Origin of the sequence: Leptotrichia wadei (assembly GCF_007990445.1) — a bacterium.
GTDB lineage: Bacteria > Fusobacteriota > Fusobacteriia > Fusobacteriales > Leptotrichiaceae > Leptotrichia > Leptotrichia wadei_A.
Map to the genome: position 1 here is coordinate 775,170 of NZ_AP019841.1, position 17,309 is coordinate 792,478.

General features: G+C 29.2%; 19 protein-coding genes and 1 riboswitch. Of the genes, 14 read left to right on the top strand and 5 right to left on the bottom strand.

From position 1 onward, the window contains the following. Positions 1-10 precede the first annotated feature (10 nt). The 3 genes from FVE74_RS03715 (at position 11) to metK (ending at position 4,588) form a co-directional block, all read left to right on the top strand. Positions 11-1,666 carry a phospholipase D family protein gene (locus FVE74_RS03715; protein ID WP_147003286.1) on the top strand — a complete coding sequence of 552 codons (1,656 nt, stop codon included), beginning with the start codon at positions 11-13 and terminating at the stop codon, positions 1,664-1,666. A gap of 62 nt (positions 1,667-1,728) precedes the next feature. Continuing rightward, positions 1,729-2,937, top strand: coding sequence for a tetratricopeptide repeat protein (locus FVE74_RS03720; RefSeq protein ID WP_147003287.1), 1,209 nt, complete (start codon positions 1,729-1,731; stop codon positions 2,935-2,937). 180 nt (positions 2,938-3,117) lie between these two features. Beyond that, a riboswitch (SAM riboswitch) is annotated at positions 3,118-3,216 on the top strand. A 217-nt stretch (positions 3,217-3,433) separates the two neighbouring features. After that, positions 3,434-4,588, top strand: coding sequence for a methionine adenosyltransferase (gene metK / locus FVE74_RS03725; RefSeq protein ID WP_147003288.1), 1,155 nt, complete (start codon positions 3,434-3,436; stop codon positions 4,586-4,588). 336 nt (positions 4,589-4,924) lie between these two features. On the opposite strand, the gene FVE74_RS03735 is transcribed toward metK, so the two are convergent. From FVE74_RS03735 to FVE74_RS03755, 5 genes are all read right to left on the bottom strand, one after another. Further along, entirely contained in the window at positions 4,925-5,557 is a 633-nt protein-coding gene (locus FVE74_RS03735) for a GyrI-like domain-containing protein (protein ID WP_147003289.1), read from the bottom strand. 19 nt (positions 5,558-5,576) lie between these two features. Further along, entirely contained in the window at positions 5,577-6,050 is a 474-nt protein-coding gene (locus FVE74_RS03740; RefSeq protein ID WP_147003290.1) for a GyrI-like domain-containing protein, read from the bottom strand. Between the two features lie 408 nt (positions 6,051-6,458). Then, positions 6,459-6,935 (bottom strand): hypothetical protein, encoded by a 477-nt coding sequence (locus FVE74_RS03745; RefSeq protein ID WP_147003291.1) that lies wholly within the window; start codon positions 6,933-6,935, stop codon positions 6,459-6,461. Between the two features lie 45 nt (positions 6,936-6,980). After that, positions 6,981-7,877 (bottom strand): helix-turn-helix transcriptional regulator, encoded by an 897-nt coding sequence (locus tag FVE74_RS03750; protein ID WP_147003292.1) that lies wholly within the window; start codon positions 7,875-7,877, stop codon positions 6,981-6,983. A gap of 225 nt (positions 7,878-8,102) precedes the next feature. Next, complete coding sequence (locus FVE74_RS03755) at positions 8,103-8,654, bottom strand: C40 family peptidase (protein WP_232054045.1); 552 nt, start codon at positions 8,652-8,654, stop codon at positions 8,103-8,105. Between the two features lie 249 nt (positions 8,655-8,903). Here FVE74_RS03755 and FVE74_RS03760 point away from each other — a divergent pair, with 249 nt between their 5' ends. From FVE74_RS03760 to FVE74_RS03810, 11 genes are all read left to right on the top strand, one after another. After that, positions 8,904-9,242, top strand: coding sequence for a hypothetical protein (locus tag FVE74_RS03760; protein ID WP_147003293.1), 339 nt, complete (start codon positions 8,904-8,906; stop codon positions 9,240-9,242). A 307-nt stretch (positions 9,243-9,549) separates the two neighbouring features. After that, positions 9,550-10,455 carry a rod shape-determining protein MreC gene (gene mreC, locus FVE74_RS03765; RefSeq protein WP_147003294.1) on the top strand — a complete coding sequence of 302 codons (906 nt, stop codon included), beginning with the start codon at positions 9,550-9,552 and terminating at the stop codon, positions 10,453-10,455. 76 nt (positions 10,456-10,531) lie between these two features. Continuing rightward, positions 10,532-11,071 (top strand): hypothetical protein, encoded by a 540-nt coding sequence (locus FVE74_RS03770; protein WP_147003295.1) that lies wholly within the window; start codon positions 10,532-10,534, stop codon positions 11,069-11,071. Between the two features lie 142 nt (positions 11,072-11,213). After that, positions 11,214-11,909 carry a DNA repair protein RecO gene (gene recO, locus FVE74_RS03775; protein WP_147003296.1) on the top strand — a complete coding sequence of 232 codons (696 nt, stop codon included), beginning with the start codon at positions 11,214-11,216 and terminating at the stop codon, positions 11,907-11,909. Then, positions 11,899-12,369: a PTS sugar transporter subunit IIA gene (locus FVE74_RS03780; RefSeq protein WP_147003297.1), complete on the top strand. Its 471-nt coding sequence runs from the start codon at positions 11,899-11,901 to the stop codon at positions 12,367-12,369. Before recO ends, FVE74_RS03780 begins: the two co-directional genes overlap by 11 nt. A gap of 118 nt (positions 12,370-12,487) precedes the next feature. Then, a complete protein-coding gene (gene nrdR / locus FVE74_RS03785) occupies positions 12,488-12,961 on the top strand; it encodes a transcriptional regulator NrdR (protein ID WP_147003298.1) in 474 nt (157 codons plus the stop codon). A gap of 17 nt (positions 12,962-12,978) precedes the next feature. Next, positions 12,979-13,248: a septum formation initiator family protein gene (locus tag FVE74_RS03790; protein WP_147003299.1), complete on the top strand. Its 270-nt coding sequence runs from the start codon at positions 12,979-12,981 to the stop codon at positions 13,246-13,248. A 75-nt stretch (positions 13,249-13,323) separates the two neighbouring features. Beyond that, entirely contained in the window at positions 13,324-13,800 is a 477-nt protein-coding gene (locus FVE74_RS03795) for a BCCT family transporter (RefSeq protein WP_232054053.1), read from the top strand. 23 nt (positions 13,801-13,823) lie between these two features. Then, positions 13,824-15,275 carry a S1C family serine protease gene (locus FVE74_RS03800; protein WP_147003301.1) on the top strand — a complete coding sequence of 484 codons (1,452 nt, stop codon included), beginning with the start codon at positions 13,824-13,826 and terminating at the stop codon, positions 15,273-15,275. 50 nt (positions 15,276-15,325) lie between these two features. Then, positions 15,326-16,489: an ABC transporter permease gene (locus FVE74_RS03805; RefSeq protein ID WP_147003302.1), complete on the top strand. Its 1,164-nt coding sequence runs from the start codon at positions 15,326-15,328 to the stop codon at positions 16,487-16,489. Beyond that, the gene (locus tag FVE74_RS03810) at positions 16,482-17,180 is read left to right on the top strand and encodes an ABC transporter ATP-binding protein (protein WP_147003303.1); all 699 of its coding nucleotides are present in this window, start codon (positions 16,482-16,484) and stop codon (positions 17,178-17,180) included. The genes FVE74_RS03805 and FVE74_RS03810 overlap by 8 nt, the downstream gene beginning before the upstream one ends. The last annotated feature ends 129 nt before the right edge of the window (positions 17,181-17,309 follow it).

A 17,309-nucleotide genomic window follows, 5' to 3' on the forward strand; every position in this document is an offset into this window, starting at 1 on the left:
AAATAGTACAATGGATCTAGCAGGAAGAAAAAAGTATTTATTAATTGGTATTTTGGCAGTTTTCACAATGTCATGTTCCACAATAAAAACTCCTCCGCTTGGAGTGGATTATGAAAGTCCGTTGCGGGATAGTGATAATGTTGAGTTTCATTATGACTTGACTTATCTGGATAAGGATGGGAATATTCGATATGACAGGAAAATCTGGGATGCGACTTATAAGGTTGTGGATGAGGCGAAGGATTACCTGATTGTGGAGATGTTTTTGTTTAATGATATTTACAATAAGGACAAGGAGCATTATCCAGAATTTGCTAAAGAATATACAAGACGGCTTATTAAGAAGAAAATGGAAAATCCTAATTTAAAGGTATATGTGCTTTCAGATGAAAATAATGATCTGTATGGCGCATTTGAACATCCGTTTATTACAGAGATGAAAAATGCTGGAATTGATGTTATAACAGTGGATATTTTTAAGTTAAAGGATACATTTCCTTGGTATTCGCCAGTTTGGAGAACGTTGATAGAGCCTCACGGGAATCCGCAAGGAAAAGGATGGATTGGGAATTTTTATGGACCAATGTGGCCTAAGTTGACTGTGAGAAATTTGTTGAGGGCATTGAATGTAAAGGCGGATCACAGAAAAATATTTTTGAATGAGGAAAATGTTGTAATTTCGAGTGCAAACATTCATGATCCTAGTTATTTTCACGAGAATGTGGCAATATTGGCTAATGGGGAAATTACGAAGGATGTTCTGGATGGATTACAGCATGTAGCTGAATTTTCAGGCGGGAAGATTGATGTTAATGAGAAGCAGGAAAATAAAGTAAATAATAGTCAAATTGGGAATTTGATTGGGAATGAAAATAGTGGAGCAAATAATTTTTTAGAAGATGAAAATGAAAGAAAAGTTAGGGAAATTGAGAAAAAAAGGGAAGATTTTGTGGAAGAGGAAACAAGAAGATTTGCACAAACTGGGGAACTTCCTGAAAAAAGTCAGGAATATGATCACCAAGGCAATGTGAAAGATGGAGATGTACTTACAAGATTTGATGATGAAAATAATAAATATCAATTGCAATTTGTAACGGAAGCTAAGATCGGGGAACATTTGGATAAGGATATTGACAGCACCAAAGCTGGAGATGAGATACTTATGGGAATGTACTTTCTGGCTGATAAGGGGATTGTTGACAGATTAATAAAGGCTGCAAATCGTGGAGTAAAAATTAGAATTATTTTTGACAGGAGCAGGGATGCTTTTGGGATGAGCACTAATGGACTTCCAAATAAGCCAGTTTCTAAAAAGTTAAAGAAGAAGACTAAAAATAAAATAGAGATAAAATGGTACTTTACTAATAATGAGCAATATCATACAAAGATAACACTAATAAAAAAAACAGATGGAAATGTTATAATACAAACTGGTTCAGCTAATTTAATCAAAAAAAATATACGTGGATATATAATGGATGCTAATTTTAGAATTTTAACAAATAAAAATTCTAAATTGACAAGGGATATTTACACATATTTTGATAGATTATGGGAAAATAAGGATGGGCTGTTTACCGTTAATTTTGATGATGAGCCGACTACAAAGGCGAGTACGGATTTTATGTATAAAATATTAGATGCAACACAATTAGGTTCATTTTAAATTGGGAAGTTTAATTTATAAATTAATTAAAAATAAAAGAATGAGAGAGAGGGAGAGTAATAATGAAAAGAAAAATAATGCTTGTAGTTGTAATTTTAGCAATCGGGATGATGTCGGTATCTTGTTTTAAAAAGAAAAAGGACAATAAGAAAAATACCCAGACACAGCAGCAACAGCAAACAAAAGATATTAATACAGATATTTTCAATCTTGGAGGACAGGCACAAGGAAATCCTGATATAAAGAACTTGACTCCTGAAGAACAGCAAAAATTGATTGACAATCAAATTGATCCTGCAAAGGTGTCTGAAGCGTTGACAAAGGCGCAAAATGGAGACAAGGAATCAATCATGTCACTTGCTCAGCTTTATTACAATATGAAAAATATGGATAAAGTGAAACAAATTTTACAATATGGTGTTGATAGAAATTATCCAGAAGCAATATATAATTTAGCAGTAATTTTGAAACAGGAAGGTAATACAGCTGAAGCTAATAAATTAATTGCAAAACTTCCAAGAGGTGCAGTAACAAGAACTGGAGGAGCCGGAGTGGCTGGAGGTCAAAGAGTGCGTCAAATAAGAATGCGTCCAGGTGCTGAAGCATACAACAGAGGAGTGGATTTAATAAAGGCTAAAAGATACAAGGAAGCTAAGGCTGAATTTGAAAAGGCATATAATGCAGGAATAAAAGAGGCTGATGTCCGTGTGGCACTTTTAAATAAAGAATTAAAAAATGATTCTGAAGCTGTAAAATGGTTTAAAAAAGCCGCAAATCGTGGTGTAAAGGAAGCTAATTATGAGATTGGGGCTATTTTATATGATGGTGGAAAACAGTCAGAATCACGTCCGTATCTTTTGAAGGCTTACAATTCTGGAAATAAGGCTTTGGCAATGCCGATTGCAATGTCATACCATCAGCAAAATAATATGTCAGAAGCTTTAAAATGGTATAAAATTGCAGCTAAGAACGGTGATAAGAATGCCGCAGCTACAGTAGAAAGAATTGAAAAAGGTGGAGTTATTAACGAGAAAAAATCAAATGACAAAAGAGTAAAAACATTCCTAGGAGACAATAATTCTTCTCAAAGCCTGACTGAAAGTACGCTTAATGATGTAAAGAGCAAAAATAAAGCTGAAGAATCTATAAAAACTGAAGCTAAGCCAGAAGACAAGCAACCAAAATCACAAGTAGCAAAACCTTCTGAAAAATCTGAAGATGTAAATATAGATGAAATTATGAAGAAAAAAGCTGCTGAATATAATAAATAAATTTAATAGAAGATAGCAGGAAGTCGTAGGCTTTCTATAAGTGAGAATAGTTCACTTAGATGAAATTTAATAAAAAATATTTTTTTAAATATTGACATTTTAGTAAAAATATTATATACTAACTTCATAGCAAAATTATTTGAAAATCAAACTTAAAATTTCATAGAACAATTTAATCTAAACTTATCAAGAGAGATACTAGGGAACGGCCCGTTTTGAGTATCCAGCAACCTGTAAAAACAAGGTGCTAAATCCGGCATAAAAATGCAAAGATAAGGATAAGAATTTTAATTCTCTTCCTTAGTGGAAGAGTTTTTTTTTAGATAATATACTCGAACTTGTTTAAAATAGGACTGCTAAAAATTATAAAAATCTAGGGTTTGAGTAAAATAGTCATAGCTTTTGAGTTCAGTTTTAAGGTAATTTTACTATAATAATAAATTGAAAGTTTTATAAAATTAATAAGAATAAAAAAGGAAAATTAGGAGGAAATAAAATGGCTAAAAAAATTTATTTTACATCAGAATTTGTATCACCTGGACATCCAGACAAAATTTGTGATCAAATTTCAGATTCAATATTAGATGCTTGTCTTGCAGATGATGAAACTTCAAGAGTAGCATGTGAAACATTTGCAACTACTGGACTTGTGGTTGTTGGGGGAGAAATTACAACTAAAACTTATGTAGATGTACAAAAAATTGTGAGGGATAAAATTTATGAAATCGGATATAGACCAGGAATGGGATTCGATTCAGATTGTGGCGTTATGAATGTTATCCATTCTCAATCGCCTGATATTTCAATGGGAGTTGATACAGGTGGTGCTGGAGACCAGGGAATTATGTTTGGTGGAGCAGTTAATGAAACTGAAGAGTTAATGCCGCTGGCTCTTGTATTATCACGTGGAATCATTCAAAAATTGACTAAAATTACAAGAGATGGAACACTTGCCTGGGCAAGACCAGATGCAAAAGCTCAAGTTACATTGGCTTACGATGAAAACGGAAAATTATTGAATGTTGATACAGTAGTTTTATCTGTACAGCACGATGAAAATGTTACAAATGAGCAAATTGAAAAAGACTTGAAAGAACTTGTAATAAAACCTGTATTGGAAAAATATGACTTGAATATTGAAAACGTGAGAAAATTCCATATTAATCCAACTGGAAGATTTGTAATTGGAGGGCCTCACGGAGATTCTGGACTTACAGGAAGAAAAATCATAATTGATACTTATGGTGGATACTTTAGACATGGTGGAGGAGCATTTTCTGGAAAAGATCCATCAAAAGTTGACAGATCGGCAGCTTATGCGGCAAGATGGATTGCCAAAAATATTGTTGCGGCAGGATTTGCTACAAAATGTGAAGTTCAGTTATCTTATGCAATTGGTGTAGTTGAACCTGTGTCAATTCGTGTAGAAACATTTGGAACTGGAACAGTTGAAGAAACGAAAATTGAAGAAGCTGTTGCAAAATTATTTGACTTGACACCAAATGGAATCCAAAAATCATTAAACTTGAGAAAGCCATCATTCAGATACCAAGATTTAGCAGCATTTGGACATATTGGAAGAACTGATATTGATTTACCTTGGGAAAAATTGGATAAAGTTGAAGGATTGAAGCAAGAGTTGGGGAAATAGTGTAAAAATAGGGAGTGAATAAGTCGCTCCCTTTAACTTTTTATTTATTAGAATATTTTTCAAAAACCTTTTTTTCAAATCCAATTATATACATATCAAAAAAGAAATTTATATTTTTTCATTTAACATCGAAGCTAGAAATGCAGTTTCCCAGTCTGCAAATTCATCTAAAATTAAAAAAACTATATTTTTCATTATCATTTTGTCCTTTCTTAGTTGCAATTAATTTTCTATTTTAAAACCAAATAAAATTATTTCGTTTTTAATAGTTTAATTTTAAAAAGTTTTAAAAGAATTGAAAATATTATAAATTATAATATAAAGAAAGTCAAATTTTTAATTTTTTACAGGTTGTCTTATTACTGTCTTCATTTTATTTATATCTATTTTTCTTGGGTCACTTAAATAAATTTCATGGTGATATCTTTCAACTGTTAAATCAATACTATATCCAGATTCTTGTGCAAATTCATTCATTCTTTGGATAGTTTCAGGTTCTTCATTGTAGCTTCCTATATGCATGCATTGTACGCAAAGTCCTTCATTATAGCTGAAAAATTCAACTTTTGAAAAATCCTTTTTCTTTTTTTCAGTAGCATACTTTATAGCCCATTCCACATCTTCCTTTTTAATAAAATCAGGCACTCTAATTAAAGAAATCCAGTTAAATAATTCCTTGTTTAACAAATAATTTTCATTCTCTACATTTTCCTGCCACCAAAGTCCTTCTAGTGGTGGAACAACATATTCAAAAAATCCTTCAATTTTGTATTCTGTTTTATAGCTCATCTTAAGAGTGTAGGCGACTCCATATAGCATTTCAACTGCTTTCTGATACTCGCCATCTTTTTCGTTGGGATTTCCTTTCCCTCGCACTGCTATAAAATTCATTTTAGGAATTTCTATAATTTCAGGATTTTCCGACGGTCTATAAAATTTTTTAAATTCCTTCTTAAAATTAAATGCCATAATTATCATCTCCTAGTTATTATTTTATGCTAATATAAACGTGAATTTCCATATTTTCATAATCATTACCTGCTATATATTCTTCAAAATCATAAGTATAGTTTCTTATATCAGATTTTTCCTTCCCAAATTCTTCCCAAAATTTATACCAAAATTCTCCAACAGCCTTTACAGGATCACCAAAAATCACAAATTTTGCATATCTTCCTTTGGGAATTTTTATTTTTATCATATCTTCAGGAATTTCATCAATTTTATTTTTCACTTCACAACCTGTAAGACAATCATATTCAAAGCCATTTTCATTACTGTAATTATAATAGACTCCAATAGAATTATCATTTATTCTTTCCTTTATATTTTTGGAACCTTTTTTAGAATATAGTTTTTTCCATAAATTTGAAATTTTTTCAGACATTGTTTTATCATCTTTCACTCGTGTTTTAAATCCAATGAGAGTTTTTTCTTTAATTTCTACTATTTCATATTTCATAATTATACCACCTTTATTAATTTATTATTCCCTATTTTTTCTTTTTTATTTTCGTAGGATTGCTCATTGCCGCAAATGCTACAACCTATGGCTAGTCTACGACATTTTTCAGTACTGACAAAAAACTCGCTATGCTCAAACAGTTTTGCCAGCACAGAAAAATGCTTCGACGTATCAGTTTATACTAGACTCTGTTTGAAAAATGAAAATTATATTTTGACTATTTGAAAATATTAGGTTTATATTCTTTATTAAAAAAGTTTTTAATAAATTCGTTATTTAAGTGGGGCTTGGTATTAATATAAAAATTCCTCCTCTTTAAAATTTTCTATAGATATTATAATACAAAAAATATGACATCAGTATGTCATATTTATAATAATATTATTTATTTATTTTAAACAATACTTATTCTTCAGTATGGTTCTCTAATTTTGCAATTTTAGGTTCTTCTGCTGAAATAATGTCAATTACATGATTCCATGAAAAAATCCCATAGTGCATGTATTTATTATCAAAAATATCATTATAAAAAGTAATATTTTTTACCATTTTAAGATACGAAGAATTTTTAATTATTACGAAATACTTTCCCGAAATTTTGCTATTTTCATCAGGATTTGCAAAGGATTCATTTCTAATTTGATACATTATATAGTTCTCAAATACTATCTCATAAATTTCATTATAGTTAATTAAAACAGGATAAGACTCCTTTAATATTTCATCAAGTTCTTTATCTCCTGTATTACTTACTTCAGAACCCTTTTCTCCTAAAAGAGGAAGAGTAACTATTATTTTTAATATATTATTTGTACCATCACATATCTTTAAGATATACGGTAAAATATCATCATTTTTATATTTTTCACCAAATTTTATCATTTTTTTACTCCTATTAAAAAATTAAGATAAGGATAACTATTATTTTTAAATATAATTTTTCTTCATTTTTGAAATTTTTTCAAACAAAATTTTCTTTATTCTCTCTGGCTCTTTTACCTTCAAATGTTCTCCAAAGGATAAAAGATAGCCATAAACCCATCCATTTTCAGGATATTCCATTATAATTTCAAAATTTCCATTTTCCATTTTGTTTATATTCTCTTCAGAAAATTCATCATAGACACGGTATGCTTGTGATTTGTCTATTTCAATTATGATTTTTACATTTTTTACTGTACTTTTGTTGTTATTTATTTCAAAGTCTTTGATTGTTTTTTCAAAATATTCGTTTGTTAAAGTTAGATTTTTAATTCTTGTTATTTTAAATTGACGAATATCATTTTTTTTGTGGCAATAGGCAAATAAGTACCAGGCTTTTTCCTTAAACCATAAAGTCAGGGGATCTGCAGTTCTTTCAGAATGCTTACCTTTTGTATTGAAGTAGTCAAATTTTACAGTTTGTTTAGTCAATATTGCTTCTTTTAATTTTTCAAATAGGGTATTGTCGTCATCATTGTTGTACCTTGAGAAATCTATTTTTATCCAGTTGTCTGCTTTTTGATTGAAAATGGCACTTAATTTTGAGAGAGTTTTATCGTTGTTGAAGTAGTTTGTGGCATTTAGGCTTTGGAGGGCGTAAAGTATTTCGTTTTGTTCCTTTTGGGAAAGTAGGGATTTATTCATTATGTAGTTATCCATTAATTTTATTCCGCCATGTTTTCCTCTTTGAAAATAGATAGGAATACTAGCGGAAGCGAGAATATCAATATCCCTATAAATTGTTCTTACGGACACTTCAAAATGTGCAGCAAGCTCTTTTGCAGTAATTGTCCTTTTTTCAAGTAATAAATATATAATTTCAAATAATCTGTTAATTTTCATAATGCTTTTATTCGCTCCTTAAATAAATTTTATTTAAAAAATAAGGATTATATTTTATTTCTTTTGATTTTTTATAAAAAAAGGAGTATTATCTCCTGAATTGAGATAAAACTCCTTATTCCAAAGTTTTTTTATTTTTAAATCAATTAATGATTTTTATTTTTTCTTGTATACACAAGAATTTATGTAAAGAATATATTTATTTATAAGAAATTAATTCATAAATTAACTAAATGGATTAATTGCCCATCTAAATGTCTTGTTGTAAAAATTACTGTCTAAACTAGAAACTGTTACTCTTCTACTTCCAGAAGAAGCATGAATAAACTGTCTATTACCCATATAGATACCTACGTGAGAAATACGACCTTTTCCAGTTGTTTCAAAAAATACCAAATCGCCTTTCGTCATATTCATTGATGAAATTCTTGGTTTAAATGTTGCTTGTGAACTTGAAACTCTAGGCAAGCTTACATTAGCAGCTTTTTTGAATACGTAACCAACGAAGCCTGAACAATCAAATGTATTCGGACCAGTTGCTCCCCAAACATATGGCGAACCTAATTTTGTTTGCGCAAATGAGATAATTTGATCTCTTACAGCTGTAGAAGCAGCTCCACTACTTGTCACCTCTTGTCTTGGTTTTGATACAACAGTCAAATCTATAATTTTGTTGCTATAGTGATTTTTGATTGTGCTTTCTAAATCTGCAAATGATACAGCAGATATAATTAAAGCTCCAGCTAGCATCAATATTTTTTTCATTATAACCTCCAATCTACCTTTGAACTTTGGTAAATTTATTATAGCAATAATTACTTTAATTTGGATTTTTTTTAACTTAATTTTTTATTAATTTAAAAAGATGAAATAGGTGAAATTATTGATTTTAAGTATTATTTAATTGTAGATGAAACTTAAAAATTTTTTCTTGAAGTTTTTGATAGATATTGATATAATATAATTAAAGTTGCAAATGATACTAAACGAATATAGAAAAATGAGTAAAAAGAAAGGATAGTTAAGATGAAAAAGTTTATTTTGATTGGGATTGCGGCAGTTTCAATAATGGCTTCTGCTGATGTGAATACAAAAAAAATTCTTGAAGAATATAGAAAGGAAGCTCTTAAAAAGGAGGCAGCGCCAAAGCCTGAAAAAGTTATAAAGAAAAGAATTAATTTAGATTCAGTTACTGGAACTTCTGAAACAGCTGCTGAAGATGAAAATGCCACAGTTGAAGTTGTGGAAGATGGAACACAGGCAACTCCAGATATAATTGAAAAGGTAAATTTCTATTTGAGAAATAATCCTGAAAGACGTCAAAAACTTGAAAAACGTTATAGAGCTGTTGTTGGTCAAGAATAGATTAAGAAAAGGTACTTACTTATAGTGCCTTTTTATTATTTTTAGAAAATAAATTAATATTGAAATTATTTGATAACCAACCAAGTTTTGAATTAAAAAATAAATTATAAAAATACTTGATATAATGTATGTTATATGATATTATAATAATATCGCTTTAAAGTCGAAATTACATAGTTTTTATTATTTTGAAATTTAGCAATTTTTTTTAAAATATGTTTTTCAGATCTTGATTTTAAGGCTTTTTATTACAAGATTGACATTAAATAATGGCATTGAAACAAAAAAATGAGAGGATTAGATAATAATGGATTTTTCTGAAAAAAAAGGTACAGGTAGAACAATTTTAATTGTAATAATTATAGTAATAATATTATTTGCTTTTAAAAATAGAATTACAAGTTCATTTACGTTTTTAGATGGAGTAACTCAGGCAGTAAATTTCAGGCTGGTAAAAGTTAAAAGTATGCTGTATACTCAAGTTTTGAAATTGAAATCAAGAATTAATGACATAAGTTACATAGAAGAGTACGTAGAAAATAATAAAAATAGAGATTTTGAATTACAGAAAAATAAGGTTCAGAATATGGAGTTTGCATATTTGAAGGAAGAAAATGAGAAATTACGGCAAATGCTGGAAATGCGTCAAAAAAATCCATCTGAATTTATAGCGGCAGATGTGGCGCTTGTGGAAAATGGAAGTTCATCGGAAAAAATGTATATAAATAAGGGATCAGCGCAAGGTATAAAAATAAATTTGCCAGTAATGTTTAATGGATATCTTATTGGAAAAATTTCTAAAGTAAGTGATGAATATTCAGAAGTAACGTTATTGACAAGTAAAACATCAAAATTAAGTGTTGTATTAAATGGAACTGATCAGCAAATTTTACGTGGAAATGGAAATGGAACTTTTTCCATCCTGAACTATAATGAAGGAAAAGTTGATAAAAATACAGTATTTAATGTAGAAACTTCAGGAGTAAGTGATATTTTACCAAGAGGAATAAAAATAGGAACTTTGAAGGTAACGAATTTAAATGATTTTAATAAGATGAAAGAAATAAGATTTAAGCCAAGTTTTAATGTATTTGATATTCAAAGTGTATTAGTTTATAAATGGAGTGTTAATGACACGATTAATAATCAGATACAAAATCAGGTAAAAGCTGAAGAGGAACAGCAAAATAAAGAAAATTCACAAACAAATTAAAGAAAGTTGTATTAAGATATATAAAATAGCGTAAGATATAAGCTGTTTTAAAATTAAAAAAGAGGTGAGTTTAGTTATGTTAAGACAATTAACAGTAGCAAAGAAAGTTATTTTATTATTTTTATTGGTATCGGTATTTTCTTTTTCCAAGGATTTCTGGGAAAAAAGAAGTTTTACGGTAAATGTTACTGAAGATGCGACAATTAATGGGACAAAAAGAAGCAAAAGCTATGTGATGGCTTATAATTCGGGAACAATGAAGCTGACAATTACAGCGCCGAGTATAAATAAAGGAGAAGTTTATACTTTCAGTGGAAGTAAGAAAACAATTTATTATCCAAAATTAAAACAGACTGTCACTCAAAGAGTTGAGAAAAGTGAAGCAAATATATTGTCTGTGTTTAATAAGTTAAGAGGTATAACTTCTAAAAAGACTCAAACTAGAAATGGAGATACATTTACATTCTCAAATAATTGGCTAACTGCAATAAAAAGTAATGGAAATACTGTAAACTTTAGTGATTATAAATCTTCAAATGGATATTCCTTTCCAACAAAGATTTCTGTAAAAGATGGAAGTTCACAAATAATTTACAGATTATCAAACTTTAGATAATTCAGTATTCATAAAATAAAAAATAGACTTGTTTATAATTATACAATTTAGAAATAATAATCTATACAAAGGGGATAACCCTTTGTATAATTAAAAAATAAATGTATTAAAAAACTAAAATAAAAAATGTGAAATGTAGGATATGAAAATAATAAAAACAAACTGTATTGTTTTAAAAAAAAAGGAAATGAAAGAGGCGGATTTATTGGTAATGCTTTTTAGCAAAGATTTTGGGAAGATTATGGCGACAGCTTATGGTATCCGAAAATCTAAGAAAAGGGATATTGTTTCTTTAAATCCGTTAAATGAAATTGAAATTACACTTCTTCAAAAAAATAATTACTATGTTGTGAAAGATGTAGAAATTATAAAAAATTTCAAAAATATTTTAAAAAATATTGAGAAATTGGAAATATCATTGTATATACTTGATAGTATAGATAAAATTTATTATATGACTGAGGAAAATGGAGATTTTTTTGATAAGCTGGTAGAAATATTAAGTTTTATTGATGCTCTTCCATATTTAAAAAAGGGTTATAAATATTATGTTGTATTGTCGTTTTTGAGAAGAGTAATGATAGAACATGGGATTTATGATATAAATGAAATTAGCTTGATACTTGAAAAAAGTAAAAAAGAAAGCATGCGAAAGTATAAGGAGATTTTGAAAATTGTAAAAAATAGTTCGAGTATGGATGAAACTCAGGAAAAAATGGAGAATTATTTAGATTTTTTAAAAAAAATGGTTATGATTTTTGAAAATTTTATAAATAGAAATTTACAAACTGAATTAAAAATACGGAAATTTATTATGGAGGAATTTTATGGAAACTAAAAATGTTGCTGATTATATCAAAGTTGATACGATAAATTTAAATTTAGAATCAAAAACTAAAAATACAGTAATTAGGGAATTGTATAATAATTTGAAAAAGACAAATTTAATAAAAGATGAAGAATTAGGATTAAATGATATTTTTGCAAGGGAAGAAATGGGATCAACTGGAATTGGGAAGAAGATTGCATTGCCACATGCTAAGACAAAGGCTGTGGATGAATTGATAGCGACTTTTGGAATTTCTAGAAATGGAATAGATTACGAATCGCTGGATAATGAAAATGTAAATATTTTTTTCATGTTTTTGTGCCCAGAGGAAAAAACACAGGAATATTTAAAGGTGCTGGCAAGAATATCAAGATTGATAAGAGATGACAAATTTATAGATAAATTGTTAAAGCCTGAATCAAATGGAGAAATTATTGAAATTATTCGAGATGCAGAAATAAATGGATAATGGAAATGAAGTTAATGTTTTTTGTTTAAATTAAAAAATATTCTGGTTATTAAAAGATATTAAATATTGTAATTAGGGTAAGGAAGTAAAGAGGTTCAGAAAGATAGGGGTAAGAATTATGAGATGTCCATTTTGTGGCTATGAAAATACGAAAGTTATTGATAGTCGTTCCTATTTTGAAGGAAACTCAATTAAGCGACGACGTGAGTGTGAAAAATGCGGAAAAAGATTTACAACTCATGAAAAAGTTGCTGAATTGTCATTAATTGTAATAAAGAAGAGCGGAGCAAAGCAGCCTTATTCACGTGAGAAGGTTTATAACGGGATTGTCAGGGCATTTGAAAATCGCAGTATTGACATTGAAAAAATTGAAGAAACAATTGATAAAATTGAACGTGAAATACTGACAGAATATTCAGGTGAGATAAAATCTAGTGAGCTGGGTGAAAAGATACTTTCATATTTGGTAAATCTGGATGAAATTGCCTATGTGAGATTTGCTTCTGTTTACAAAAAATTTGACAGTCTGGATAGTTTTGTGAAGGAAATTGAAAAAATAAGAAAAGATAAAAAAATAAATAAAAAGGAATAATAAAAGCAGGAGGGATAATGAAAAAATTACGGATTATTGGAAATATTATATTTTTTAGTCTAGTTGTTTATTTTATTGGACAAAGTGTAAATGTATTTTTGGGGAAAAAGGCTATGCAGGCTAGTTTAGTTAATACAAGCAATGAAATAAAGGAACTTGAAAATAGAAAGAGTAAATTGCTGGATCAGGAAAAAAATTCAGATGAAAATGAGAAAAATGAAAAATATGCAAGAAATAATTTGAATTTAAAAAAAGAAGGAGAAGAAGTTTATAAAACTACAGAATAATTTATTTTAAGTAATTTTTTTAAATTATTAAGCTTTAATTTTATAAATTACAGGATGATGAATAATTTTATTAATATGGAAAATTTAAAAAATAAACTTGATAAGTATGAAATAAAAGATGAGAAAAATAAATATGTTTTTAGGGCAGACTTTAAATATATGATTTCGTCATCTATTTTTTTTATAATAATTGCTGGTATAGCGATTCATTCACTTTATAAAGGAATTAGCGGGATTGAAAAACTTACGCCAATAAAAATTGCTTTTATTGTAATTCTTTTGGGTTATGTTGTGATAGCTGGATTTCTTTTGTTTAGTTACAAGATTGTAGTTGAAAATAATGAGATTTTTTTGAAAAAAATACGAGTTAAAATGAAAGACATCGAAGGTGCAAGTGTAAAAATAATGAGAGTAAATTCGAGCAAGATGGATAAATTTCTGGAAGTGATAACAAAGGATAAAAAAAAGATACAAATTAGGTTGAATATAAATAATGAATTGTTATTTTTGAAGCTAATACAAAATCAAATTGGGGAAAAAATGGATATTTAGAATATTCGAGAAAGGTTTGGAATATGAACATAAAAAAAATAATTTTTATAATAAACATATTTTTATGTGGATTTATTTTTGCTGATGACAGTTCGGTAAAGAAGGCACTTGTTAAAGTTTATGCTGCGCATCAGATGTTTAATTATGCTTCGCCTTGGCAAAATGGGCAGGATTTTAATTCGACAGCGACAGGATTTATTATAGATGGAAATAGAATTATTACAAATGCTCATGCCGTATTGAATGAAAAGTTTCTGCAAGTTAGAAAAGAAGGGGATTCTAGAAAATATAAGGCAAATGTTAAATTTATTTCGGAAGAATATGACTTGGCAATGATTGATGTGGAAGATAAGGCATTTTTTAATGGAACGACTACATTGAAATTGGGAGCGCTTCCGAAAATTGAAGATAGTCTTACAGTTTATGGGTATCCGCTTGGTGGGGATAAACTTAGTACGACTAGAGGAATCGTTTCAAGAATGGAGCATAATACATATACTTTGACAAATCAGAAATTTTTGATTGGGCAGACTGATGCTGCGATTAATAGCGGAAATAGCGGAGGACCTGTTTTAAGTAATGGAAGAGTTGTGGGAGTTGCTTTTGCTGGACTTACGCAGGCTGATAATATTGGATATTTTATTCCTGTTAATATACTTAATAATTTTTTGGATGATATAAAGGATGGGAATTACGATGGACCTCCAAAATTGGGAATACAATGGGCAAAGCTGGAAAGTACGTCGCAACGTAAAATGCTGGGATTAAAAAACGATTCAAAAGGAATTATTATAAAGAAAGTTTTTCAAAATTCACCATTTAATGGTGTTTTAAAAAGAAATGACGTGCTGTTACAATTAGATGGCAAGGATATTGAATCAGATGGGACAGTAGAATTCCGTAAAAATGAAAAGACAGATTTTAACTTTGTAAATCAGGAAAAAAAATACGGAGAAAATTTAAGCTATGAAATTATAAGAGATAAAAAAATTGAAAAGGGTCAAGTAACGTTAAAGAAAACAGATATAAAATATAGTGTCGTAAAAAGTACAAAGCTGCAGGAAGCGCCTTCATATTATATTTATGGAGGATTGGTTTTTGAGCCACTTACAACGAATTACATCACAGCTGTTTCTCAGGCTAATCCTACTAATACTTTACCTGCAATTTATGACAGGGAGGAACTGTTCAAGGATTATAATGGGCTAGTCATATTGGTAAGAGTGCTTCCATTTGATGTAAATTTAGGATATTCAGATTTGGAAAATAAAATTATTACAAAAGTTAATGGGGAAAAATATAAGGATTTTGATGATTTTGTAAAAAAAGTTAAAAGTGCAAATGGTGAATTTATTATTTTTGAAGATGAAGAAGGTAATGAAATTGTACTGGATATAGCTGAAGTTAAGGCTCAGAAAGAGGCGCTTATGGAAAATTATAATATTTCACGTGAAATGTCAAATGACATAAAATAAAAATCTTAAATTGAAAAATCTAAAGTGGAGGAGAGTAAAAAAAAGTAACTATGGTAGAATTTTTTATTGCATTTAGGCATATTATTGAAAGAAAATTTCAAAGTATATTTTCAGTGCTTGGAGTAGCTATTGCAGTAACAGTTTTTATCGTTTCATTGACTGTTTCAAATGGTCTGGAAAAAAATATGATAAATTCATTATTGACAATGAGTCCGCATATTCTTGTAAAAAATAAAAAATCAAAATTTTTTGATAATTATGAAGGAACTGTAGAAAATGTAAAAAAAATTAAAGGAATAAAAGCTGTTATCCCGCAAATGAACAGCCAGTCGATATTAAAAGGCAATGGCCTGGCAAAAGGAGTGTTAGCTGATGGAATAAGTCCAGAAAATGTAAAAAATGGGCTTAACTTGAAAATAGTAGATGGAAATAACAATATTTCAGAACTTAATTCAGTTTTAGTTGGTGAACAGCTGGCTACCGAAATGAATCTTAAAGTTGGAAATGAAATAAGTCTTGTATCGGCTGAAAATAAGGAGATAAAACTTATTGTAAGAGGAATCTTTAAGACCGGATTTTTAGATTATGATTCAAATCTTGCAATTGTGCCTTTAGAGGCTATGCAAATTTTATCAGATCAGGGAAGAGTGGCAACAGAAATTGGAATCAAAGTTGAACATCCTGAAAAGGTTGAAGGAATATTAAGTCAAGTAAGAAATGTCATAAATTCCAAAGAATATGGGGCAATAAGCTGGAAAACAATTAATCAGAATTTATTAAGGGCAGTACAATTTGAAAGATTTGTATTGATTGCTATTTTAAGTTTGCTTCTGATTATTGCAAGCTTTGCTGTATCTGTAATTTTGAATATGATTGTGCGGGAAAAAATAAAGGATATTGGAATTTTAAAATCAATTGGTTATACAAACAGCAGTATTAGAAAAATTTTTACAATAGAAGGGTTAATAATCGGAGTTTTTGGAATGATTTTAGCAAGTTTGCTTTCTCCGCTTGTACTTGTGGCTTTAAAAGCCTTATTTAAGGAATATATGAAAGGTGGAACTTATTATTTGGAAGAATTGCCGTTGTATATTTCACAAAAGGAACTTTTGATTATTTATGGAGTAACATTTGCCGTTGTATTTTTATCGACAATTTTCCCTGCGGCAAGGGCGGCAAGATTGAAACCTGTGGAGGCATTGAAATATGAATAAGATAATAGAATTGAAGAATGTCAATAAAATTTATAAGACAAAAGTTGAAAATATCCATATTTTGAAAAATATAAATTTGGCTTTTAATAAAGGGGATTTTATTTCGATTCAAGGTAAATCAGGAAGTGGTAAAACTTCACTTTTAAATATATTAGGACTTTTGGATGAGCCGACTGACGGGGAAATTTACATTGGTGGAGAAAAAATTCATTATAGGGATGAGAAGGCTAAAACGGTTATAAGAAATAAAAAAATAGGATTTGTGTTTCAATTCCACTATTTGCTAAATGAGTTTACGGCGCTTGAAAATGTTATGATGCCTGCACTTATCAATAAAAGTATGAATAAAAATGAAATAAAGAAAAAAGCGAAGGAACTGCTGGCGCTTGTAGGGCTTGCAAAGCGGGTAAAACATAAGCCAATGGAACTTTCAGGAGGGGAAAAGCAGCGGGTTGCAATAGCAAGGGCAATGATTAATGACCCTGATATAATACTGGCTGATGAGCCAACTGGGAATTTGGATACAGAAACAAGTAATCTTATAAATGAGCTGTTTATGAAAATAAATAGAGAAAGAAATCAGTCAATAATAATAGTTACCCACAGTTTGGAACTGGCTAATTTGGCTACTTATAAATATAAAATTGAAAATGGTGAGTTTAATATGATTTTGCCAACAATACAGTTTTGATATATTCAATAATAAATTTATTATGCAAGGGGTTTTAACCCCTTGTTTCCAAATAATAAGAATGATTTTTAAGGGGCTAGTTGAGCGGAAAAAAGATTTAGGGAATAAAAAATAATCAAAAAAGTAATA

What these genes read in the sequence shown, in the direction of transcription:
- FVE74_RS03715 (WP_147003286.1), top strand. Translation starts at nt 11, where the DNA reads ATGGATCTAGCAGGAAGAAAAAAGTATTTATTAATTGGTATTTTGGCA.
- FVE74_RS03720 (WP_147003287.1), top strand. Translation starts at nt 1,729, where the DNA reads ATGAAAAGAAAAATAATGCTTGTAGTTGTAATTTTAGCAATCGGGATG.
- metK (WP_147003288.1), top strand. Translation starts at nt 3,434, where the DNA reads ATGGCTAAAAAAATTTATTTTACATCAGAATTTGTATCACCTGGACAT.
- FVE74_RS03735 (WP_147003289.1), bottom strand. Translation starts at nt 5,557, where the DNA reads ATGGCATTTAATTTTAAGAAGGAATTTAAAAAATTTTATAGACCGTCG.
- FVE74_RS03740 (WP_147003290.1), bottom strand. Translation starts at nt 6,050, where the DNA reads ATGAAATATGAAATAGTAGAAATTAAAGAAAAAACTCTCATTGGATTT.
- FVE74_RS03745 (WP_147003291.1), bottom strand. Translation starts at nt 6,935, where the DNA reads ATGATAAAATTTGGTGAAAAATATAAAAATGATGATATTTTACCGTAT.
- FVE74_RS03750 (WP_147003292.1), bottom strand. Translation starts at nt 7,877, where the DNA reads ATGAAAATTAACAGATTATTTGAAATTATATATTTATTACTTGAAAAA.
- FVE74_RS03760 (WP_147003293.1), top strand. Translation starts at nt 8,904, where the DNA reads ATGAAAAAGTTTATTTTGATTGGGATTGCGGCAGTTTCAATAATGGCT.
- mreC (WP_147003294.1), top strand. Translation starts at nt 9,550, where the DNA reads ATGGATTTTTCTGAAAAAAAAGGTACAGGTAGAACAATTTTAATTGTA.
- FVE74_RS03770 (WP_147003295.1), top strand. Translation starts at nt 10,532, where the DNA reads ATGTTAAGACAATTAACAGTAGCAAAGAAAGTTATTTTATTATTTTTA.
- recO (WP_147003296.1), top strand. Translation starts at nt 11,214, where the DNA reads ATGAAAATAATAAAAACAAACTGTATTGTTTTAAAAAAAAAGGAAATG.
- FVE74_RS03780 (WP_147003297.1), top strand. Translation starts at nt 11,899, where the DNA reads ATGGAAACTAAAAATGTTGCTGATTATATCAAAGTTGATACGATAAAT.
- nrdR (WP_147003298.1), top strand. Translation starts at nt 12,488, where the DNA reads ATGAGATGTCCATTTTGTGGCTATGAAAATACGAAAGTTATTGATAGT.
- FVE74_RS03790 (WP_147003299.1), top strand. Translation starts at nt 12,979, where the DNA reads ATGAAAAAATTACGGATTATTGGAAATATTATATTTTTTAGTCTAGTT.
- FVE74_RS03795 (WP_232054053.1), top strand. Translation starts at nt 13,324, where the DNA reads ATGGAAAATTTAAAAAATAAACTTGATAAGTATGAAATAAAAGATGAG.
- FVE74_RS03800 (WP_147003301.1), top strand. Translation starts at nt 13,824, where the DNA reads ATGAACATAAAAAAAATAATTTTTATAATAAACATATTTTTATGTGGA.
- FVE74_RS03805 (WP_147003302.1), top strand. Translation starts at nt 15,326, where the DNA reads ATGGTAGAATTTTTTATTGCATTTAGGCATATTATTGAAAGAAAATTT.
- FVE74_RS03810 (WP_147003303.1), top strand. Translation starts at nt 16,482, where the DNA reads ATGAATAAGATAATAGAATTGAAGAATGTCAATAAAATTTATAAGACA.